Source organism: Alkalimarinus alittae (genome assembly GCF_026016465.1).
Classification (GTDB): domain Bacteria; phylum Pseudomonadota; class Gammaproteobacteria; order Pseudomonadales; family Oleiphilaceae; genus Alkalimarinus; species Alkalimarinus alittae.
Genome location: NZ_CP100390.1, coordinates 2374415 through 2393681 on the forward strand (window position 1 = coordinate 2374415; position 19267 = coordinate 2393681).

The 19267-nt window shown below is 41.9% G+C and carries 17 protein-coding genes; 5 read left to right on the top strand and 12 right to left on the bottom strand.

The features are described 5' to 3' along the window. Positions 1 to 170: 170 nt before the first annotated feature. A complete protein-coding gene (locus NKI27_RS10785; protein ID WP_265046061.1) occupies positions 171 to 761 on the top strand; it encodes a Crp/Fnr family transcriptional regulator in 591 nt (196 codons plus the stop codon). Between the two features lie 122 nt (positions 762 to 883). On the opposite strand, the gene NKI27_RS10790 is transcribed toward NKI27_RS10785, so the two are convergent. The 3 genes from NKI27_RS10790 to NKI27_RS10800 all read right to left on the bottom strand — a co-directional run bounded on the left by NKI27_RS10790 (position 884) and on the right by NKI27_RS10800 (position 5880). Beyond that, positions 884 to 2908, bottom strand: coding sequence for an NADPH-dependent 2,4-dienoyl-CoA reductase (locus tag NKI27_RS10790; RefSeq protein WP_265046062.1), 2025 nt, complete (start codon positions 2906 to 2908; stop codon positions 884 to 886). A 212-nt stretch (positions 2909 to 3120) separates the two neighbouring features. After that, a complete protein-coding gene (locus NKI27_RS10795) occupies positions 3121 to 5007 on the bottom strand; it encodes a propionyl-CoA synthetase (RefSeq protein WP_265046063.1) in 1887 nt (628 codons plus the stop codon). A gap of 102 nt (positions 5008 to 5109) precedes the next feature. Next, entirely contained in the window at positions 5110 to 5880 is a 771-nt protein-coding gene (locus NKI27_RS10800) for a ribonuclease H family protein (RefSeq protein ID WP_265046064.1), read from the bottom strand. Positions 5881 to 5985: 105 nt separating this feature from the next. On the opposite strand from NKI27_RS10800, the gene NKI27_RS10805 reads away from it, so the two are divergent. After that, complete coding sequence (locus tag NKI27_RS10805) at positions 5986 to 6276, top strand: YkgJ family cysteine cluster protein (protein WP_265046065.1); 291 nt, start codon at positions 5986 to 5988, stop codon at positions 6274 to 6276. A gap of 158 nt (positions 6277 to 6434) precedes the next feature. Here NKI27_RS10805 and NKI27_RS10810 read toward each other — a convergent pair whose 3' ends face one another. The 5 genes from NKI27_RS10810 to NKI27_RS10830 all read right to left on the bottom strand — a co-directional run bounded on the left by NKI27_RS10810 (position 6435) and on the right by NKI27_RS10830 (position 10829). Continuing rightward, a complete protein-coding gene (locus tag NKI27_RS10810; RefSeq protein ID WP_265046066.1) occupies positions 6435 to 6689 on the bottom strand; it encodes a hypothetical protein in 255 nt (84 codons plus the stop codon). A gap of 168 nt (positions 6690 to 6857) precedes the next feature. Then, positions 6858 to 8780, bottom strand: coding sequence for a DNA topoisomerase III (locus NKI27_RS10815; protein ID WP_265046067.1), 1923 nt, complete (start codon positions 8778 to 8780; stop codon positions 6858 to 6860). A 94-nt stretch (positions 8781 to 8874) separates the two neighbouring features. Beyond that, positions 8875 to 9207: a glutaredoxin family protein gene (locus NKI27_RS10820; protein ID WP_265046068.1), complete on the bottom strand. Its 333-nt coding sequence runs from the start codon at positions 9205 to 9207 to the stop codon at positions 8875 to 8877. 162 nt (positions 9208 to 9369) lie between these two features. Next, complete coding sequence (locus NKI27_RS10825) at positions 9370 to 9636, bottom strand: hypothetical protein (protein ID WP_265046069.1); 267 nt, start codon at positions 9634 to 9636, stop codon at positions 9370 to 9372. A gap of 221 nt (positions 9637 to 9857) precedes the next feature. Beyond that, a complete protein-coding gene (locus NKI27_RS10830; protein WP_265046070.1) occupies positions 9858 to 10829 on the bottom strand; it encodes a GlxA family transcriptional regulator in 972 nt (323 codons plus the stop codon). Positions 10830 to 10962: 133 nt separating this feature from the next. Between NKI27_RS10830 and NKI27_RS10835 the strand changes: the two genes are divergently transcribed. Genes NKI27_RS10835 through NKI27_RS10845 form a run of 3 tightly spaced genes read left to right on the top strand, consistent with a single transcriptional unit; the run spans position 10963 to position 16038 of the window. After that, positions 10963 to 12786, top strand: a complete 1824-nt coding sequence (locus tag NKI27_RS10835) for an acyl-CoA dehydrogenase (RefSeq protein WP_265046071.1) — start codon at positions 10963 to 10965, stop codon at positions 12784 to 12786. A gap of 3 nt (positions 12787 to 12789) precedes the next feature. After that, on the top strand, positions 12790 to 13803 hold the full coding sequence (locus tag NKI27_RS10840) for a YheT family hydrolase (RefSeq protein WP_265046072.1): 1014 nt from the start codon (positions 12790 to 12792) through the stop codon (positions 13801 to 13803). A 9-nt stretch (positions 13804 to 13812) separates the two neighbouring features. Next, complete coding sequence (locus tag NKI27_RS10845; RefSeq protein ID WP_265046073.1) at positions 13813 to 16038, top strand: molybdopterin oxidoreductase family protein; 2226 nt, start codon at positions 13813 to 13815, stop codon at positions 16036 to 16038. A 352-nt stretch (positions 16039 to 16390) separates the two neighbouring features. Here the strand turns inward: NKI27_RS10845 and NKI27_RS10850 are convergent, their stop codons facing one another. The 4 genes from NKI27_RS10850 to NKI27_RS10865 form a co-directional block, all read right to left on the bottom strand. Then, positions 16391 to 16675 carry a hypothetical protein gene (locus tag NKI27_RS10850; RefSeq protein ID WP_265046074.1) on the bottom strand — a complete coding sequence of 95 codons (285 nt, stop codon included), beginning with the start codon at positions 16673 to 16675 and terminating at the stop codon, positions 16391 to 16393. A gap of 595 nt (positions 16676 to 17270) precedes the next feature. Further along, complete coding sequence (locus tag NKI27_RS10855) at positions 17271 to 17522, bottom strand: hypothetical protein (protein ID WP_265046075.1); 252 nt, start codon at positions 17520 to 17522, stop codon at positions 17271 to 17273. 199 nt (positions 17523 to 17721) lie between these two features. After that, positions 17722 to 18276, bottom strand: coding sequence for a PEP-CTERM sorting domain-containing protein (locus tag NKI27_RS10860; protein WP_265046076.1), 555 nt, complete (start codon positions 18274 to 18276; stop codon positions 17722 to 17724). A 269-nt stretch (positions 18277 to 18545) separates the two neighbouring features. Next, the gene (locus tag NKI27_RS10865) at positions 18546 to 19085 is read right to left on the bottom strand and encodes a PEP-CTERM sorting domain-containing protein (protein ID WP_265046077.1); all 540 of its coding nucleotides are present in this window, start codon (positions 19083 to 19085) and stop codon (positions 18546 to 18548) included. Between the last annotated feature and the right edge of the window lie 182 nt (positions 19086 to 19267).

Genomic DNA, 19267 nt, shown 5'->3' on the forward strand with positions numbered 1-19267 from the left:
CACTATTTATGCGAATGATAATGATTATTACTAATCTAATCAAGAACTATTATCATTTGCATTTAGGTTTAACGGAGTCATTTAACGTTAACGCAGAGGAATTCTTTACTGGTCAATACGACTAGGCGATAATCTATACCCTTCAGACACTATTCAAAACCGAGGCAAATGTGGATCAACACTTTGTAAAAATGCGTGCTACCTTAGAAGAGCGCTTTCACGCAGAACTCAGTGACTGGCGCGGTTTTGTTCAGTTCTTTCATCTGCAACAATTAAATGAAAACGAACACTGGATTAAAGCGGGTCAGCCTTGTGATGAATTTTTTTATATAGCAGAGGGATTAGTCCGCATATATTATGTAGACCAAGAAGGTAATGAAGTTAACGAAGGTTTTTACGAAGAAGGGATGCTCTTAGGGCCTATTTCTAGTTTTGTTAGCGGCGCCCCTTGCCCTTACTACATTCAAACGATTGAGCCGGTTACGCTATTGGTTGCAAACTATCCAAAATTTCATGCCTACGCCTTAGATAAACCTGAAATACTTAATTTCGAAATCACCTTCATGCACAGCCTTTTTGTGAGTAACGCTAAGCGAGATGCTAAACGGTTAATATGTAATGGCGAGCAGCGTTATCGATGGTTTTGTAAAGAGTATCAGCATCTACTAGACCGTATTCCTCAGTATCACATTGCATCATTTCTAGGCATGACGCCTGTTAGTTTGTCTAGGCTCAAAAAGAGTCTGAACAAGAACAGTTAGTAAATGGGGGAACATCCCCAGGTGGATGAAATAATACCAGTCCATGCGGGGTGTAATCCCCAAGAAACAAACAATTACCAGTCCATGTGTGGGCGGACTTGCCAGTCCGCCCTTCAATCTTCTTAAATAGCCAACGCTAATCGCGTACCCTGATCAATCGCCCGCTTTGCATCAAGCTCTGCAGCGTAATCAGCACCACCAATCAACTGATAAGGCTTATTCAAACCTTCAACTAAGTCGCGTAGAGGATCTTGTCCAGCACATACAACAATGTTATCAACATCGAGAATGCGTTTTTCACCCGCAACATCAATATGCAAGCCTTGATCATCAATCTTCTCATAAGTACAAGCAGGGATCATATTTACGCCTTTGTTCTTAAGGCCAGTTCTATGAATCCAACCAGTCGTTTTACCTAGCTTAGCACCCACTTTTGACTTCTTACGCTGGAGTAAGTAAACATCGCGTGGTGAAGGTGGCACCTCAGCAACTACGCCCTCAATACCACCTCGAGCCTTAAACGTCATATCGACGCCCCACTCCTTCATAAAAGCTTCGATGTTCTGGCTAGTCGCTTCTCCGCTGTGGCAAAGATATTCTGATACATCAAAGCCAATGCCTCCAGCACCAATAACGGCTACTTTCTTACCGACGGGTGCTTTATCACGAAGCACATCAAGATAACCCAACACTTTGGGATGATCAATGCCGTCTATTTCAGGTAAGCGAGGCTGAATACCTGTCGCCAAGATGATTTCATCAAAGTCGTCACCGTTTAAGTCGTCTACTGTTACGTTACGACCGAGGACTAAATTAACGCCTGTTTTTTCTATTTGTTTGCCGTAGTATCGAAGCGTCTCATAAAACTCTTCCTTACCTGGGATCTGCTTAGCAATATTAAACTGGCCACCAATTTGATCGCCTGCATCAAATAACGTTACCTGATGGCCACGTTCGGCGGCTGTGGTAGCAAACGCCAACCCTGCTGGCCCCGCACCGATAACGGCTAATTTCTTAACATCTGTGACTGGCGTCATCACCATTTCGGTTTCATGACAAGCTCTAGGATTCACTAGACAGCTTGTTAGCCTGCCGCTAAATACGTTATCGAGACAAGCCTGATTACAGCCAATACAGGTGTTGATTTCATCGCTCTTACCTTCAATCGCTTTTTGTACAAAGAACGCGTCCGCTAAGAATGGACGAGCCATTGAGACCATATCGGCATCACCACGCTCTAATACTTCTTCAGCGACTTCTGGTGTATTTATTCGGTTAGAGGTAATTAACGGGATATTTAGTTCTTTTTTAAATTTAGCCGTAACCCATGTAAATGCAGCTCTAGGCACTTTAGTTGCAATAGTGGGCACACGCGCTTCGTGCCAACCGATACCGGTATTTATAATGGTCGCACCCGCACCTTCAATCGCTTTACCTAATTGAAGAACTTCTTCATAAGTACTGCCGCCTTCTACCAAATCAAGCATTGACAGACGGTAAATAATAATAAACTCTTTACCGACCGCTTCACGCGTACGGCGAACAACTTCAACTGCGAGGCGCATTCTATTCTCGTAGTCCCCCCCCCAGTCGTCATCTCGGTGATTAGTTCGCTTAGCTAGAAACTGGTTTATGAAGTAACCTTCTGATCCCATAATTTCGACGCCATCATAGCCGCCTATTTGGGCATGAACGGCTAACTGAACAATATCATTTATCTGCTTTTGGATGCCCTCTTCATCGAGTGCTTTAGGCTTAAACGGATTTATTGGTGCTTGAACCGCTGAAGGTGCTACAGAGTTAGGGTTAAATGCATATCGCCCTGTGTGCAATATCTGCATACAGATTTTGCCACCTTCTTTATGTACCGCATCCGTAATAACACGATGTGATAAGGCATCTTCCTCATTTTTGATTAACTGAGTTTGTGGATGAGTTGCCGCTTCTGCGCTCGGTCCAAAACCACCTGTCACAATCAGTGCAACACCACCACGCGCTCGCTCTGCAAAAAAAGCGGCCATTCGATCAAGGCCATCAGGCTGTTCTTCTAAGCCGGTGTGCATTGAGCCCATAAGTACTCGATTTTTGAGCGTGGTGAAGCCTAAATCTAATGGCTTTAACATGTTTGGGTAACGTTCTGCTGACATCTCTATCTCCACGTATCAATTAGTATCTTTAGTGAGTGTTATAAGCACTAAAGATCAGACTTATTTAGTTTTTTGTATTTTCTCTGGTGAATTATTGACCCAGAGTTTATTGTCATTGCCCGATATACTAGTTGATACGATTATTGCATTCCTTAACATTTGATAATCGAATACGAAGATCTCACTAAATATACAAAACGTTAACCCGACTTTTATGACATACCTAAATGACTAAACCTATCTTCAAGATCAGTTAGTATGGATGGGTCATCAATGGTTGATGGCACTGTGTATTCTTCACCATCCGCTATTTGACGTATGGTTTTACGTAATATCTTGCCTGACCTTGTTTTTGGTAGTCGTTCCACGATCATGGCTCGTTGAAAGCAGGCTAATGGACCAATCCGGTCTCTGACTAACTGAATTAGTTCTTGCTCCAATTCATCATCGTCGACATCGACACCGTCTTTAAGTAACACCAAACCAATAGGCACCTGACCCTTGAGAGGATCTGCCACTCCAAATACCGCACACTCTGCGATGGCTTCATGAGAGCCAACGACCTCTTCCATTTCGCCGGTTGATAGCCGATGCCCTGCTACATTAATCACATCATCGGTTCGCCCCATAATGAAAAGGTAACCCTCTTCATCAAAGTAACCGCCATCGCCAGATAAGTAATAACCATCAAATGTATCGAGATATGAACTTTTAAATCGAGGAGTATCATTCCAGACGGTAGGTAAACACCCCGGTGGCAAAGGTAATTTAACTACAACACTACCTTGCTCATTAGGCTCCGCAGGTTTTCCATGTGAATTTAAGACCTGAACATTAAACCCAACTGTCGGCATTGTGGCAGAGCCCGGTTTAACAGGCATTAATGCCTCACCTATAGGGTTACAGGCAATTGCCCAGCCGGTTTCAGTTTGCCACCAGTGATCTATAACCGGCAGCCCTGTTTTCTGTTTTAACCATTCATACGTCGGTGGATCAAGCCGCTCACCTGCGAGAAATAAGCGTTCTAGCTTGCTGAGATCGTACTGTTGCATCAACTTAGCATCTGGATCTTCTTTGCGAATAGCTCTAAATGCAGTGGGAGCAGAAAACAATACTTTTACGCCATGATCAGAGCAAACACGCCAAAATGCTCCGGCATCAGGGGTTTTAACCGGCTTACCTTCGTACAAAATAGAAGTGCAACCGGTAATTAACGGCGCATAAACGATATACGAATGCCCAACCACCCAGCCTACATCAGAGGCGGCCCAATAAACATCACCAGGCTTAACACCATAAACCCACTCCATGCTGTATCGCATTGCAACAGCATGACCGCCATTGTCACGAACGACCCCTTTGGGCTTTCCGGTGGTACCAGAGGTATAAAGAATGTATAGGGGATCGGTTGCTAAAACGGGAACAGGGTCTTTTGCTGTGGCTATCGCCATTATGTCTTGCCAGTCAAAATCACGATGTTCAACCAGCGAGCAAATAGCTTGTGGGCGCTGCACGATGACACAACTATGGGGTTTATGAGTCGCCAGCTCAATGGCTTGATCTAATAAGGGTTTGTATTCGATCACCTTGCTGACTTCAATACCACATGACGCCGAAATAATGACTTTTGGTGTAGCATCGTCAATTCTTACAGCCAGCTCGCTCGCCGCAAACCCACCAAACACGACAGAATGAACCGCCCCGATACGAGCGCAAGCTAGCATCGCAATAACGGCCTCGGGAATCATCGGCATATAGAGCACAACCCTATCACCTTTTGATACACCTAAAGCATCCAAAGCACCAGCAAAAAAAGCGACCTTGTCTCTTAACTCTGTGTAACTATATTGTTGAACACTATTTGTGGCAGGCGAGTCATAGATTAAGGCTGTTTGAGCACCTCGCCCCTGCTCTATATGGTAGTCTAATGCGAGATAAGACGTATTGAGTTCACCGTCCGCATACCAACAATCTAACCCATCTTGGTTTTTACTCAGTATGGTTGAAGGTTTTTTATACCAAGCGATAAGTTCAGATTTTTCTTTCCAAAAAGAAACAGGGTCACTAATTGATGATTGATAGGTGGCTTTATAGGTCATATATAAACTCCCTTGCAATGCTGTATACCGAATACACTTGCAAGAAAGTTTAGAACACTATTTGATCAATTCATCTAAGACAAAAGGCTAACAGCTTGATGATTAGCCTGCCCTTAAAGCCAATATTGAATTTATGTTAATGTCTTTTGTATATTGAATAAAACGTGGCTCTTTTGACTCCATGGCTAAGATAGACATTCTGTCGGCTAACTCATTGCCTTCAACCCCTACATGACCATTAACATGCAATACCTTAATGTCGCTTTTAAGTTGCAGGTATAGCGCAAACATTTTCTTGATAAGGTCTAGATTTTTTATCTCACCTCCTGCTTTTTTCCAGCCTTTTTTCTCCCAACTTACAGCCCACTGTGTGATGCACTGAATTGAATACTTTGAGTCGCAGAAAATGGCTACCGAACGGTTACTCTCGACTTCTTTTTTTGCAAGCACTAATGCTTCAAACAATGCGCTAAGTTCCGCTGTATTATTTGTGCCCTTTGGGTTGTATAGACCGTACCAAAGTTCGTCTACCCTACCTTTACGATAAACGGCCAAGCCTGATCCGGCCTCACCAGGGTTAGGCTCGCAACCGCCATCGGTAAAAATTTTAGTGTCAACATTGAGCTTATCAACTTCTGCCGCCGAATAAGTTTTAACGGTAGCTCGTTTACTTTTTGGTGCCGTTGCACTTTTAGAGTTAGCGCTTCGAGTGTTAGGGGAACGACCACCGTAAGCTGCTTCAGCTTCAGGTAATGTTTTAAATGATTTATATCGTGCACCAGGAAAATGATCTATGTGCTTTTTACAGTTCGCCCAGTCTGTAAAAATACCGGTTTCTCGACCCTGCCATATAACATAATATTTTGAAGCCACAATTGTTCCTTTGTGAAAACACTAAAATGAGCGGTTAGTCACCTGATAACAAGATATAATCTAACAGGCTAACCGTTGTCCATTGTGAAATTTGAGCTGTATTCCATGAAAATAAGTGCCATAAATGTTGTCGATGAGAAAATTACCTGCTCAAACTGCGAAGCGATCTGCTGTCGCATGGAAGTTATGATTATCACAGACACAGGTGTGCCAGACCGTTATATTAAAACCGACAAATGGGGCGGTGAAACCATGGATCGACTCAGTGACGGTTGGTGTGCAGCACTCGACCGTAACACTATGATGTGCTCGATTTATGAAAATAGACCGCTTATTTGCAGAGAGTTTGCGATGGGTGAAGATGAGTGCATAGATGCACGAAACGATTACCCTTAACTCAACTGACAACACTATAAATCTACAGGCACTACCTGACGAACATCTCACCGGCTCCGGCAAAACGGGAACCTCAATATCTAAACATAAAGAACTAAAACTAAATCTAGCTAAGCGATAAATGGGTTTCTAACGACCCCACAACTCATATTTAATGCTTAAGTCATAACACCAAATGGGTGTGGTTTAGCGTTTCTTCCGCCATTTTGTTGGCTTTTTTGGTGTGAAAGCTTCACATTCTTAGCAATCAATTTTGACTTATCCAGGTGGCATTCAAACTCAACTGTCACACCAATTCTTAAAAACTGACAATTAAGTAGGTCAGCTTTACGAACCATGATATCTGGGCCACTGCCATTATCTAGAAAACCATATTCTTTATCTCTGAACCACTTTTTTACAACTGTTTCCAAAATCGAATCTCCAATATTGTTTATCGTATATGAATTAATGAGTAGTATTTAAATTTACGTTCTAAACCGATAATCCAACATAAACACCCAAAACGATAGTAATGTTACGTTTACCGCGTCCAAAGTATAAAGGTAGGTTTTATTGCTTAGATGGCGCGCACTAATTATTCACTTTTTTGCTTTTGTGTATTTCTTCTTAACTGACTTACTGCTTGCTTTGAACTTATTAGAATTTTTCTGTTTCAACCCTTTTAAGCCTACAGGAAGATTACAGCGTGCGTAACCGACCAAGTCAAGTAACGATTGTTGTAATGGTGCCATAAAATCAAAGTAGTTTTGCTCTTTTAAGCTAATTTTATCTAGCATAGACTCCCAGTGCGCCGTCATATCAGGTAACGTCATACTTTCTGGTAAGCTAGTAATTAAGCCTCGACCAATTAATGTTGATCGTATTTGCTTACCCTGACGTGCCAAAAATTGTCGCTTAAATAATAACTCAATGATGTTAGCGCGAGTAGCTTCAGTGCCTAAGCCATCTGTTTCTTTTAGAATCTTTTTAATATCTGGGTTGGTGACATAACGACTGATACCCGTCATGGCCGCTAATAAGGTCGCATCTGTAAAAGGAGATGGCGGTTGTGTTTGTTTCTCTACCAGTTCGCCCTTATCACAGTGTAGCACTTGCCCTACTTCGACAGTAGGCAGCGTATCGTTACTTTCTTTTTGCAGTATGGACGACACCAGTAATTCTTTCCACCCTTTAGTGGTTGTATGTCTCGCCTTTGTTATAAAAACTCCACCTGAAATATCGAGCTCTATTACGCCGTCAATATACTGCCAACTAGGGTAAAACTGCATAAGATACTGCCTAGCAACCAACTCATACACGTGCTGTTCAGCCTTCGAAAGCACCCCCTTACGTCTCATAGCCGTGGGGATAATGGCATGATGCGCCCCTACTTTAGCGTCATTCCAAGCTTTACTCTTTAAGCTGCAATTAGCGCCACTGCATTCACGTTTTAAATTAGCTGAATGACTGATGGCATCTACAATATTTAAGGCTTGGTGAAAGTGAGCCATCGGTAAATATCGATTATCTGACCTTGGGTACGTAATCAACTTATGGTTTTCATAGAGCGACTGACAGGTATCAAGAACCGACTTAGCACTCATTCCAAATCGCTTTGCCGCATCAATTTGCAATGACGATAAATTATAAGGCAGTGGCGCGGCTTGTTTTTTGGGTTTACGTTCTACTTTTTTAACAATTGCAGGCTGTTGGTTTATTCTATTAACAACGTTTTCAGCTAAAGCTTTATTGAGTACTCGCCCCTCAGAATCACAATAAGGTAAACAGGCTTCACTCGGTTTCCACTTTGCAGAGAATACCGTTTTAGAGTCCGTCTGGACATAAGCCAATACGTCATAAAAATTAACAGGCGTAAACTGCTCGATGTCTAAGTCTCGTCTAACCACTAAACCTAATATCGGTGTTTGTACACGCCCCACCGACACAACCCCTTGAAACCCCACTTTTTGACCTTGCAGTGTATATGCACGCGTCATGTTGATTCCATACAGCCAGTCGGCTCTTGAACGCGCCAAGGCAGAAATAGATAAGGGCGCAAACTCACTGTTGGGCTTAAGCATGGATAATGATTGCTTAACGGCAGATGTATTTAAATCACTAATCAAGCAACGCTGAAGCGTCTTTTTTACTGATGGTTTAATACCTACGTGATTAATCACTTCATCGACTAACAACTGACCTTCGCGATCAGGGTCACCGCAATGCACAATTGTGTCAGCTTGTTTAATTAGTTTTTTAACAACTGTAAATTGCTTGCGAGTGTTTGATTTTGGGGTTAGTTTCCAGTCGCTAGGCGAAATAGGCAGATGTTCGAGTTGCCACTTTTTAAAGGCAGGATCATAAGCTTCAGGCTCAACCTGCTCTAATATATGACCAATACACCAAGTCACCACATCACCATTACCGACTTTAATGCAGCCATCTAGTTTTAGATGAGGTTTCGGTAATGCCGACGCGATGGCACGCCCTAAGCTTGGTTTTTCAGCAATATAGAGTTTCATAACGAGCTATAACAGAAGTGAGGCTATTACAAGGCAGCAAACAATACTGTATAGACTACTGGTTAAACAAGAAAAGAGCAACAAGTAAGACGCATTACTTTGCGTACTTTATAATATCGCTTGGACTGTAACCTTTAATGACATTACCGTTTATGAGTAACACGGGGACTCCTCGCCCTCCAAGTGATTGATACTGCTCTCTACCTTCAGAAGAAGTTTCAATATTATATTCGTAAAACGGAATATTATTTTCATCCATAAGATTACGCGCTTTTTCACAGTACCCGCACCATGAGGTCGCATAAAGAATCACTTTACCTTCATGCATATTCCCATAGTCAGGCCGCGGAAATAAGTAATTCTCTATTTCACCACGATACTGAAAAGCAACTAACGCAATTATTATAAATATGAACTTCTTCAACACAACCTTCCGTTATTGCTCAAACTAACGAGTGCCTGTCCAGAAACATCGTTATTGTACCTTATATTAAAAACTTAACCGGGATGACAATCGCTTCTGGGTAGGCGGTAACAAGCAATCGAGGCCTAACCCATCGAGGTCGCCTCTGATTGACTTGATTAACCTTTACAGATCTAGATTACGTTTTAGAACTTTTGATGACGTAATTATACGAGAAGTTCGATAAAGCTCAGGATGCTTTTCAGTGTCTAAGTAACGCATAGGTTCGCCTGAGGTTGGGCTCACAAACCAAGATATTTCTGGGCGTGGATCGCCTAGCTCTTTTTTAAGCGCTTGGGGTGTGATACCAATAGATTCTGCCGCTGCATTAAATGTACAACGTGTTTTTACTTCATTTAAATAATCAACTATGAGCGTAATTTTGTCTTGCACTACAAGATACTCCTTGTACGTTTAACGCCTCAAGTACCGTTTTGGTTTGTAGACGTTTTTGATATAAAAAGGTGACAAAGTTACGAAGTCTATGTGCGCTGACTTAGTTGATTTGTAGCACGATTTTGGGCTTATCGTTGGATGATTAACGATTTTACTCCATCAGTATAACGATTTATGAATAAAAAAGTCAGCATACGTATTGAATGTTAATTTTATATTCATGAAAACCTTGCACGATGAGCACTTGGGGACATACCTGTATGTTTTTTAAATAGCCGAATAAACGAAGATACATCCTGATACCCAACCCGCTGAGTAATAAGCTCGATGGTAATAGGCTCGCCCGTTAACAGTTTCTTAGCGGCATCAACTCTGAGGCATTGCAAATAGTGTATTAAACTATCTCCGGTCGCCTGTTTAAAGCGCCTATTTAGCGTGCGCTCGGTCATAGAGGTTCGTTCTGCGAGTTGAGATACACTCATGCTCTGGCTAAAGTTTTCATCTAGCCAATCTTGTAATGCTAAAATAGCGTTATCTTGATGGTATCGCTTACCCGGAATACTACTGTACGCCGCTCGACTTGTTTTACTTATATCAAACACATTGGATTTAGCGCTGGCCATAGCAATATCATAACCACAGTAACGCTCGATCAAAAACAGTGCCATATCTAACCAAGCCATCCCGCCCCCCGAACAAAAAAAAGAGCCATCAGCGGTTATTAATTGCTCGGGCCGTAGGTCTACCTTAGGATATCGCTGTCGAAACGCCTCAACAAAACCCCAGTGGGTCGTGGCTAATTTATTGTCTAAAAGCCCTGTCTCTGCCAATAAAAAGGCACCAGTGCAATTACAAGCAATATCAGCCCCCTGCTTTGCTTGTTGAATAATCCAAGGGATTAATGCACTGTTTCGTTTCAACGTCTGCTCAATATCACCAGCGATAGTGGGTATCAACAACAGATCCGTCGTTTCAATTTCGTTAATAGCTTTATGTGCTTTTACTTCAATATTATTAGCGCACTTAACCGGCGACCCGTCTAACGTCGCAATTTCAACGTTAAATTCAGATGCCAGCGCCTTACCATGAATATAGTTCCACGTAACACCCGCAGTACTTAGAAGGTCTGAAACACCCGTAATGGCAGAAGCAAAAGCATAATCAAACCCTATAACAGTGACATGACGCATATCCCCCCCCTAATATCGTTTATTAACATGGCTATATTCGCATAATTATTGTCATAACAGCCAGTTAAAAACGTATTATTTCTATGCGATAGTAATTGCCACTACCGGCCATTAATTTAATAAAAGGTTCGCTATGCCTAATACACTATTGAACTCCCGTGATATCCAGTTTCAACTGTATGAAGTGCTTAACAGTGCATCATTAACGGAACGATCGCGTTTTACTGAACATAGCCGAGAAACCTTTAATGCCGCTATTGATACAGCAGCCCAAATTGCCGAAGATTTATTTGCAAATCATAACGCCAAGCTCGATAACCATGAACCTCAGTTTGACGGCAAAAAAGTAAGTATCATTCCAGAGGTTAAAACTGCATTTGATGCACTAGCGACAGCAGGATTCATTGCAGGCAGGCAAGATTATGAGTTAGACGGAATGCAACTCCCTGAAGTTATCATGGCAGTTTGCATGGGGTATTTCACTAGCGCCAACGCCTCAACCTCTGGCTATTCTTTTCTGACAGCAGCAGCGGCAAACTTAATCAGAATATTCGCCAGTGACACACTTAAAGATCAATTCTTATCACCCCTGCTCAAAGGTCGGTTTAGTGGCACAATGGCGTTAACCGAGCCGCACGCGGGCTCTTCCCTTGCCGATATAAGGACCACAGCTAAACCGACAACCGAAGGCCATTACCTCATTAAAGGCGATAAAATGTTTATCTCCGGAGGGGATCACGAATTAACCGATAACATTGTGCACTTAGTGTTAGCCAAAATTGAAGGGGCACCTCTTGGTGTTAAAGGCATCTCTCTCTTCTTGGTGCCTAAATATACCTTAGACAGTAACGGTGAGCCCAATCAACGTAATGATGTCACGCTGACCGGTTTAATTCATAAGATGGGTTATCGAGGTACGACATCAACGGCCTTAGCGTTCGGTGATAATGGCGCATGTGTAGGCTACCTGATTGGTGAAGCGCACCAAGGCCTTCGGTATATGTTCCAAATGATGAACGAAGCGCGAGTGGGTGTTGCGATGGGCGCCACCATGATTGGGTATCGAGGCTATTTGTATTCGTTACATTACGCACGAGAGCGACTTCAAGGCCGTAAGGCGACTGATGGTCCAGAGGCCTCACAAATTCCGATTGTAGAACATGCCGATGTGCGTCGTATGTTGTTAGCCCAAAAGTCATATGTCGAAGGCGGGCTATCTCTATGCCTATTAGGTGCGTCACTCTTAGACGATATTAATACACTTGAGCACTCAACTGACGTTAAAGACACTCAAATTTTACTCGACTTACTCACACCGGTTATCAAATCCTGGTGCTCTGAGTTTGGCCCTAAAGCCAATGATCTTGCTATTCAAATACTGGGTGGGTCTGGGTACACAAGAGAATACCCTGTAGAGCAATATTGGCGCGATAATCGGCTAAACCCCATTCATGAAGGTACTAATGGTATTCAGTCGCTAGATTTGCTTGGGCGAAAAGTATGGCAACACAACAGCCTGGGCTTACAATTATTAGGAAAGCGAATTCAATCAGACATCGTACGCGCTCAATCCTCAGAAAATAGTCGATGTTCTGTGTGGGCACAAACCTTGGGTCAGGCGTTGCTCTCTGTTCAAAAGATCACTATGCAATTAGGGGCTGATCTTGCCGCGAATAAAGTAGAAAGCACGCTTGCTAATGCGGCTTGCTATATGAACATTGTAGGCAAAGTAACGGTTGCATGGCTCTGGTTAAGGCAAGCACTAGCAGCCGAGGCAGGCTTAACTAAACTTAAACTAAATTCAACGACCAATACTGAAGACACCCATTTTTATAATGGAAAACTACAAGCAGCCCAGTACTTTTTTAAATGGGAATTAAGTAGCATTCATCAAGACTTAGCCTTATTAGAAAACCGAGATGAGACCTGCTTAGCCATGCAGAATGAGTGGTTTTAATCAATGAATTCAGAACAGCCTCCGTTCAAACCAAAAGGGTTACTGACCAATAAGCACCTACAGTCGGTGCTCGCGAGTAGCAAGCTACGAAAACATTTATTAAAGAACCAAGCCCACGACCTACGTGAACAAGAACAGCCAGTTATATTAGATTGCGGAGACGGCGTGCGCTTACATGCACTCCACTCCCCACAACTAAAAGATGACCAACAAGCCAATCAATCAAATAACGCATCTAAACTGATTATTCTCATTCACGGCTGGGAAGGGTCAGCAGAGTCCACCTATTTGCTATCAACTGCATCTTCACTCTATAACAAAGGCTATTCAATATTAAGGCTTCACTTAAGGGATCATGGCCCTAGCGGATACCTTAATGAAGATCTTTTTCATGCAGCGCGACTCGATGAAATATCAGGCGCCATCAAAAATATAAGTAATCGATACGCCTACACAGATTACGCACTTGTAGGCTTTTCTTTAGGCGGGAATATAGCATTAAGAATAAGCCAACGCGTAAAAGAAGAGCAGCTTAAATTAGCGAGCATTACAGCCATAAGCCCTGTTATTTCGCCTGCAGATACGATGAAGGCACTCAACGATGGGTTAACGATTTACAAACAATATTTTACTAAAAAGTGGAAACGCGCGCTCAAGAGCAAGCAAAATCACTTTCCAGATAAATATGATTTCAGCCATCTAATCACACAGCAAAATTTGTCTAAAATGACCGACCAACTTGTCGATAAACACACTCCCTACTCGACTACCGAAGATTATTTTTCTCAGTACACGTTAAACCCAGCAGACTTTACAGACCTCTCTGTCAAAACCTTTATTATTATGGCTGAAGATGACCCTGTCATTCCAAACCAAAGCTTCTGTCATTTTGAAAGCAATAACAATCTCAAAATATTTTCATTCGTGAACGGCGGCCACTGTGGGTTTATAAAAAATTGGCGACTAGATTGCTGGCTTGACGATGCACTCCCTCGAATTCTGTTTGAACACGCTTAGGAAGAGACAATGAAAACAACAATAAATAACTCTAATGACACTAAGACATCTCAGCAAGGTTCGCATTACCGAACCTGCACTCTCTGCGAAGCCATGTGTGGCGTTGAAATAAAAACGCAAGACAATAAAATCGTCTCGATAAAAGGCGATAAACAAGACCCTTTTAGTAGAGGCCATATTTGCCCAAAAGCAACAGCACTTCAAGACTTACACGAAGACCCAGATCGATTGAAGCGACCTATTGAGCGAACACCTTCAGGTTGGAAAGAAATCTCTTGGGAAGAAGCCCTCAACAAAACTGCAGATAAATTAAACAGTATTCAAAAAAAATACGGTCGTGACGCGGTCGGCACCTACTTGGGCAATCCCAACGTTCACAACATGGGCGCCATGCTGTTTGGTAAAGACTTATTACATGCATTAAGAACAAAAAATAAATTTTCAGCAACATCAGTAGATCAGCTTCCCCACCACATTGTCTCGCACCTTTTATTTGGTCATCAGCTGATGATCCCTGTACCAGACATTGATAGAACTGATCACTTTCTAATTATGGGTGGAAACCCTATTGCGTCCAATGGCAGTATTATGTCTGTACCCGATGTACGCAACCGCTTAAAAGCCATAAAAAAACGATCAGGTAAGGTCATCGTCATCGATCCCAGACGTTCAGAAACAGCAGAGATGGCAGACCAGCATCACTTTATCAGGCCTGGTACTGACGCACTGTTATTACTCGCAATGCTAAACGTCGTATTTGATGAGAAACGCTGTTCTCCCGGAAAGCTTAAAAACACGACTGAACATTTATATTCATTACAACCGGTCGTCGCGCCTTATACCCCAGAAAGGGTCGCACCTATTACGGGTATCAGCGCTGAAGACATACGACAGTTGGTACGAGAGTTTTGCGCAGCAGATAACGCTGTATGTTATGGCCGTATGGGGTGCTCAGTTCAGCAGTTTGGAACTCTCACTCAATACCTTATCATGATGTTCAATATCATCACAGGCCGTTTAGACAGCCCAGGCGGAATGATGTTTACTCACCCTGCAGCAGATATTTTGCCAAAATCAGGCAAAGGTCATATAGGCCGAATCAAAAGCAGAGTGCGAGGTCTATCAGGCTTTGGCGGTGAATTACCCGTTTCAGCACTTGCAGAAGAAATTCTAACGGAAGGCGAAGGCCAAATTAAAGCCATGGTACTCGCGGCAGGTAACCCTGTACTGTCTACACCAAACGGCATGCAACTCGACAACGCATTTAGCAAGCTAGAGTTTATGGTGGCGATCGATTTTTATTGTAATGAAAGTAACCGTCATGCCGATATCATATTGCCGCCAGTGAGCGCTCTTGAACGCGATCATTATGACCTTATTTTTCACACCCTAGCCGTTCGCAATACAGCCAAATATTCAGAACCACTGTTTAAGCCAGAAACCGGCGCAAAGCATGATTGGCAGATTTTCCTAGAACTCGCTCACAGGCTTAAATCTAAACCAACCGTTAAAGACACCATAAACCATAAGTTAAAGATGGCATTAGGCCCTCAGGCGTTGCTCGATTTATTGCTTAGAACCGGTGCTTATGGTGGCGGTCTTAACCTTTTAAAAGGGCTCTCGCTAGCAGAGTTAAAAAAGAAACCTCATGGTATTGATCTTGGCCCGCTCCGCCCTAAACTTCCTAACGGGCTCTATACACGCGACAAAAAGATCAACATGTCACTATCTTTTTTTACTGACGACATTAAACGATTAGAACGTCATTTTTTTGATAACAAACAACACCTAAACGTTAAAGGTTCGTTATTACTCATAGGGCGACGGCATGTCAGAAGTAACAATACCTGGCTTCATAATAGCCATCGATTAGTTAAAGGCAAGTCACGCTGCACGATGATGATCCACCCCACAAATGCAGAGGCACTAGGCATAAAAGACAACCAAACCGTAAAAGTAACGTCAAGAACTGGCTCAGTAAATATAGCAGCCGAAATTACCGACGAGTTAATGCCAGGTGTTATTAGCATCCCTCATGGCTGGGGCCATAATAAAGAAGGAACAGGCTGGAAGATTGCTGAAAAAAATGCGGGCGTGAGTGTAAACGATTTAACTGACGAGCTCTTTCTTGATGACCTTTCAGGCAACGCGGCGCTTAATGGTGTGCCTGTCATCATTAGCGTCGGAAAGCGGAGGAAGCGGAACAGAAGAGCAACCGATGCCACTACACGTTAAACGCGTATTTATAATAATATAACTAATCCTTTCAGTTGTTCGTCATTAGGGCCATACTGATATTACTGACCATCGACATCAGTGTTCATAATGCTGTCAATGCTTAGAAATGGCCCTAAGGTCATCTCATGTTTACCTTAGGTTTGAACAATTCTAGCTAGGGATAAATATAATGAGCAAAGGACAAGACAACAAAAAGAATGTTAAAAAGAAACCGCTGTTAACAGCCAAAGAAAAGAAAGCAGCTAAAAAATCAAAGAAAACCGAAACGAATGTTTTAGGAAACTAATCACCCTAGGCTACCGACATTAGGCGGTAGCCTTTAGGCCTCTACTTAACGATACCACCATCATTAATCAATTGGCGATATACCGTCTACTTCTGTCACAGTATTCGCATTAGCACGCTCTATAATCTTAACCAATACAGACTGTATAGATTCATCTTCGCGAGCATCGTACTCACTCGCAATCTTTTGTACTTGTGACTCACTGCCCTCATCTAACGTAAATGTTACAACCACCTCAGAAGCCACATCAGGTGTTATTCCAAAATACTCTATAGCGATCGTAGGATAACCCTTAGCGCCCTTTTTAATAAGCTTTGCAATTCGTTTCTTCGCTTTATCGACGTTCATAACTAAGCCCTTAGTGTTAAGTCTGTAGCGGAGAATAACGTAAACCCTCACAACCACTCTACTCGATATTAGTCGGTTCTTGAACCCGTGTCGAATAGACGAGTACGAAAGCATACCAAGGGCTTGCTTATATATTTAGTTCGGGTATCGTATTGATACGTTATTTAATATTTCAATTTCAGGATTAAATATGAATAATATTTACCTATATTTGCGCTGGAGACTTTCCACCATTTTACCCTTCTAGTGCACCCAAGTGTGCCTACTTTTTGCTCCCTTTTTATAAGAAACAGAGGCGACAGCCTCTATCAAATTACTTAAAAGGAGGTGTCTATTTAATTACATTGTTGGATTTGAATTCTTTGATACTAAAAACTTAGAGGATATCATTATGTCTAGAAATGTGAAAAAAGAACCCAAGCGTACATTAAAAGAAAAACGAAACGATAAAAAACAAAAACGTAAAAACGCTTAAATTTGTAGTTACGTATTAACACTAAAGTACGTATATGCGCGACTTAAAGCCGCGCCTATTGCATACTGAATAATGCAGTATGTGTGATAGGCGTGGCGCTTTGCCGCGATTTTCGCCCTCTCAACCAAACGCTTCAACCACGAGAGACGTAATATCTGCCAGCTCAGCCACCCTTGTTAATGACCGTCCTAAAGCAGTCTCTTTTTTATCACCAGTATGATACATTTCAAACCTTTCGGGCCCAATAATATCGTTACGAATTCTACGGTAAATTGCTTTAATGGGCTCGTTTATTTGATTTTGCTGATCACAAAGAACGTTTTCGTAGACTCGATTTATAACTTTATTGAAGACATCAAATTGAGCAAACACCGTCGCCACCCTAACAGCTAAGAGTTTCTCGAAGATATGTAGGGCTAACATTAGAGCTAATAAGACAGCTAATAAGCACGGAGTGCTGATAAGAGAAGAAGGGATATAAATTCGAAGGCTTTACGAGGCATCAATAACAATCCATGTTTGATGCCTGTGTTTTAACTTTTTTTTAAAAGCTACGCTTAGTAAGCGTTTTTTAAGCTTTCGATGCTCTACGAGTAAACCCTAAACCCGCTAGTCCAAGGCCTAATAATGCTAAAGAAGCTGGCTCAGGTACTGAGACAGAACCAATGTTAAACGTAAAGTCATCAATACTGATATTTGATTGAGGAGAGGCAGTCCACTTGAATGTAGTCACCCCAGACCAATCAAATGAATGGTAAACCCAGTCAGCAGTGGCCGTTATAGTTTTGCTATAAAGAACATTGTCCAAGTCATCCAAGCCAAAAACATTTACAGTTGCATTAGGTGCACGGTTATCTTGATGAAAGTATGCGCCATCAAAATCGAATGTGCCTGAATTATAAGTAAGTTGGCCTAGGTTATCGCCATTATGATTAACCATGTACTGAGAACCAGAGTAAGCCGTTGAGTTTATAAAGTTCCAACTACCAATAGAGCCATCAGCTAGCGTGAAACCATGATAAGTCGTATCAACAAAGTCAGTAGGTGCAACATCATCAAACGTCAATACAGTCGCATTCACAGAACCCACGAACATACAAGCTAACAAACAAGAAACTTTTTTCATCAAATCTATCCTTTTAGTAATTTCAATGAATATAGCAGGTTTCGTGCCAATAATTATATGCCTAAAAAACAAACACTTGCCTTACACAAAAACTAGACATGTAAAATATATCGACAACCCAAATAAAAAATAGACGATAAATTTAACACAATTTTACATTTCAACACCAACACAAGCTCAAGCAAAACAACTAAGCTTGCTACAGTTTTTTAGGCATTAAAAAGCCCCGAATAAATCGAGGCTTTTTTATAAAGCTAGGCGTTAACTATTTAAACACTCTTTCTCTTCCGAGCTAAGCCAAACCCAATCAACCCCAAGCCCAACAAAGCAATACTGGCAGGCTCTGGAACTGACGCAACATCACCAGAAAGCTGCGCAAAACTCTCTGATTCAGAAAAGCCAACAGAGCCATCACCACTAGGAACAAAATTGGTAGCCGCTAGCGTCAAGGTATAAGTACCTAAACCTATTATTTCAGCAAAACTATAACTAAAGTTATACAACCCTAGAGAATCACCTTCATTAAATGTCAAACCACCTACCACTATAGAGTTGATAAGAACATCAAAATTTACAAAAGCGCCTCTATTCAGGCGATTAAAGTCAAGATAAAGGGCTAAGTTTAAAGAAGAGACCGCATCAATACCTGTACTTGTGTATGTTTCCTCAACAGTATGTGATGGACTGAAAAAATACTGCCCACCAGCTGCAGTTGAGGTCGATGCATTACTGGGAAAATCTACCGTAATCAACCCTGCGCTAGCGGTTCCAGAAATCAAAAAAGCAAGCACACAAATAAATTTTTTCATTTTTCTCTCCATAATTAAAATTAAATTATGAAAAGCAATATACACACCAAGTTTATAACACTTTGTTTTTGTGAGTAGTTTTAGCTTTCCACCCACCAAAAACAACACAGACTGTAAATCTAATCGACATACAGGGTAAAATTGTAAAATAATGTTACATATTGTTATCCACAAACGTCATC

Bases quoted from the DNA above. Each gene is read 5' to 3' on its own strand.
- NKI27_RS10790 (WP_265046062.1), bottom strand. From the start codon at position 2,908: ATGTCAGCAGAACGTTACCCAAACATGTTAAAGCCATTAGATTTAGGC.
- NKI27_RS10795 (WP_265046063.1), bottom strand. From the start codon at position 5,007: ATGACCTATAAAGCCACCTATCAATCATCAATTAGTGACCCTGTTTCT.
- NKI27_RS10805 (WP_265046065.1), top strand. From the start codon at position 5,986: ATGAAAATAAGTGCCATAAATGTTGTCGATGAGAAAATTACCTGCTCA.
- NKI27_RS10815 (WP_265046067.1), bottom strand. From the start codon at position 8,780: ATGAAACTCTATATTGCTGAAAAACCAAGCTTAGGGCGTGCCATCGCG.
- NKI27_RS10830 (WP_265046070.1), bottom strand. From the start codon at position 10,829: ATGCGTCATGTCACTGTTATAGGGTTTGATTATGCTTTTGCTTCTGCC.
- NKI27_RS10835 (WP_265046071.1), top strand. From the start codon at position 10,963: ATGCCTAATACACTATTGAACTCCCGTGATATCCAGTTTCAACTGTAT.
- NKI27_RS10840 (WP_265046072.1), top strand. From the start codon at position 12,790: ATGAATTCAGAACAGCCTCCGTTCAAACCAAAAGGGTTACTGACCAAT.
- NKI27_RS10845 (WP_265046073.1), top strand. From the start codon at position 13,813: ATGAAAACAACAATAAATAACTCTAATGACACTAAGACATCTCAGCAA.
- NKI27_RS10850 (WP_265046074.1), bottom strand. From the start codon at position 16,675: ATGAACGTCGATAAAGCGAAGAAACGAATTGCAAAGCTTATTAAAAAG.
- NKI27_RS10860 (WP_265046076.1), bottom strand. From the start codon at position 18,276: ATGAAAAAAGTTTCTTGTTTGTTAGCTTGTATGTTCGTGGGTTCTGTG.
- NKI27_RS10865 (WP_265046077.1), bottom strand. From the start codon at position 19,085: ATGAAAAAATTTATTTGTGTGCTTGCTTTTTTGATTTCTGGAACCGCT.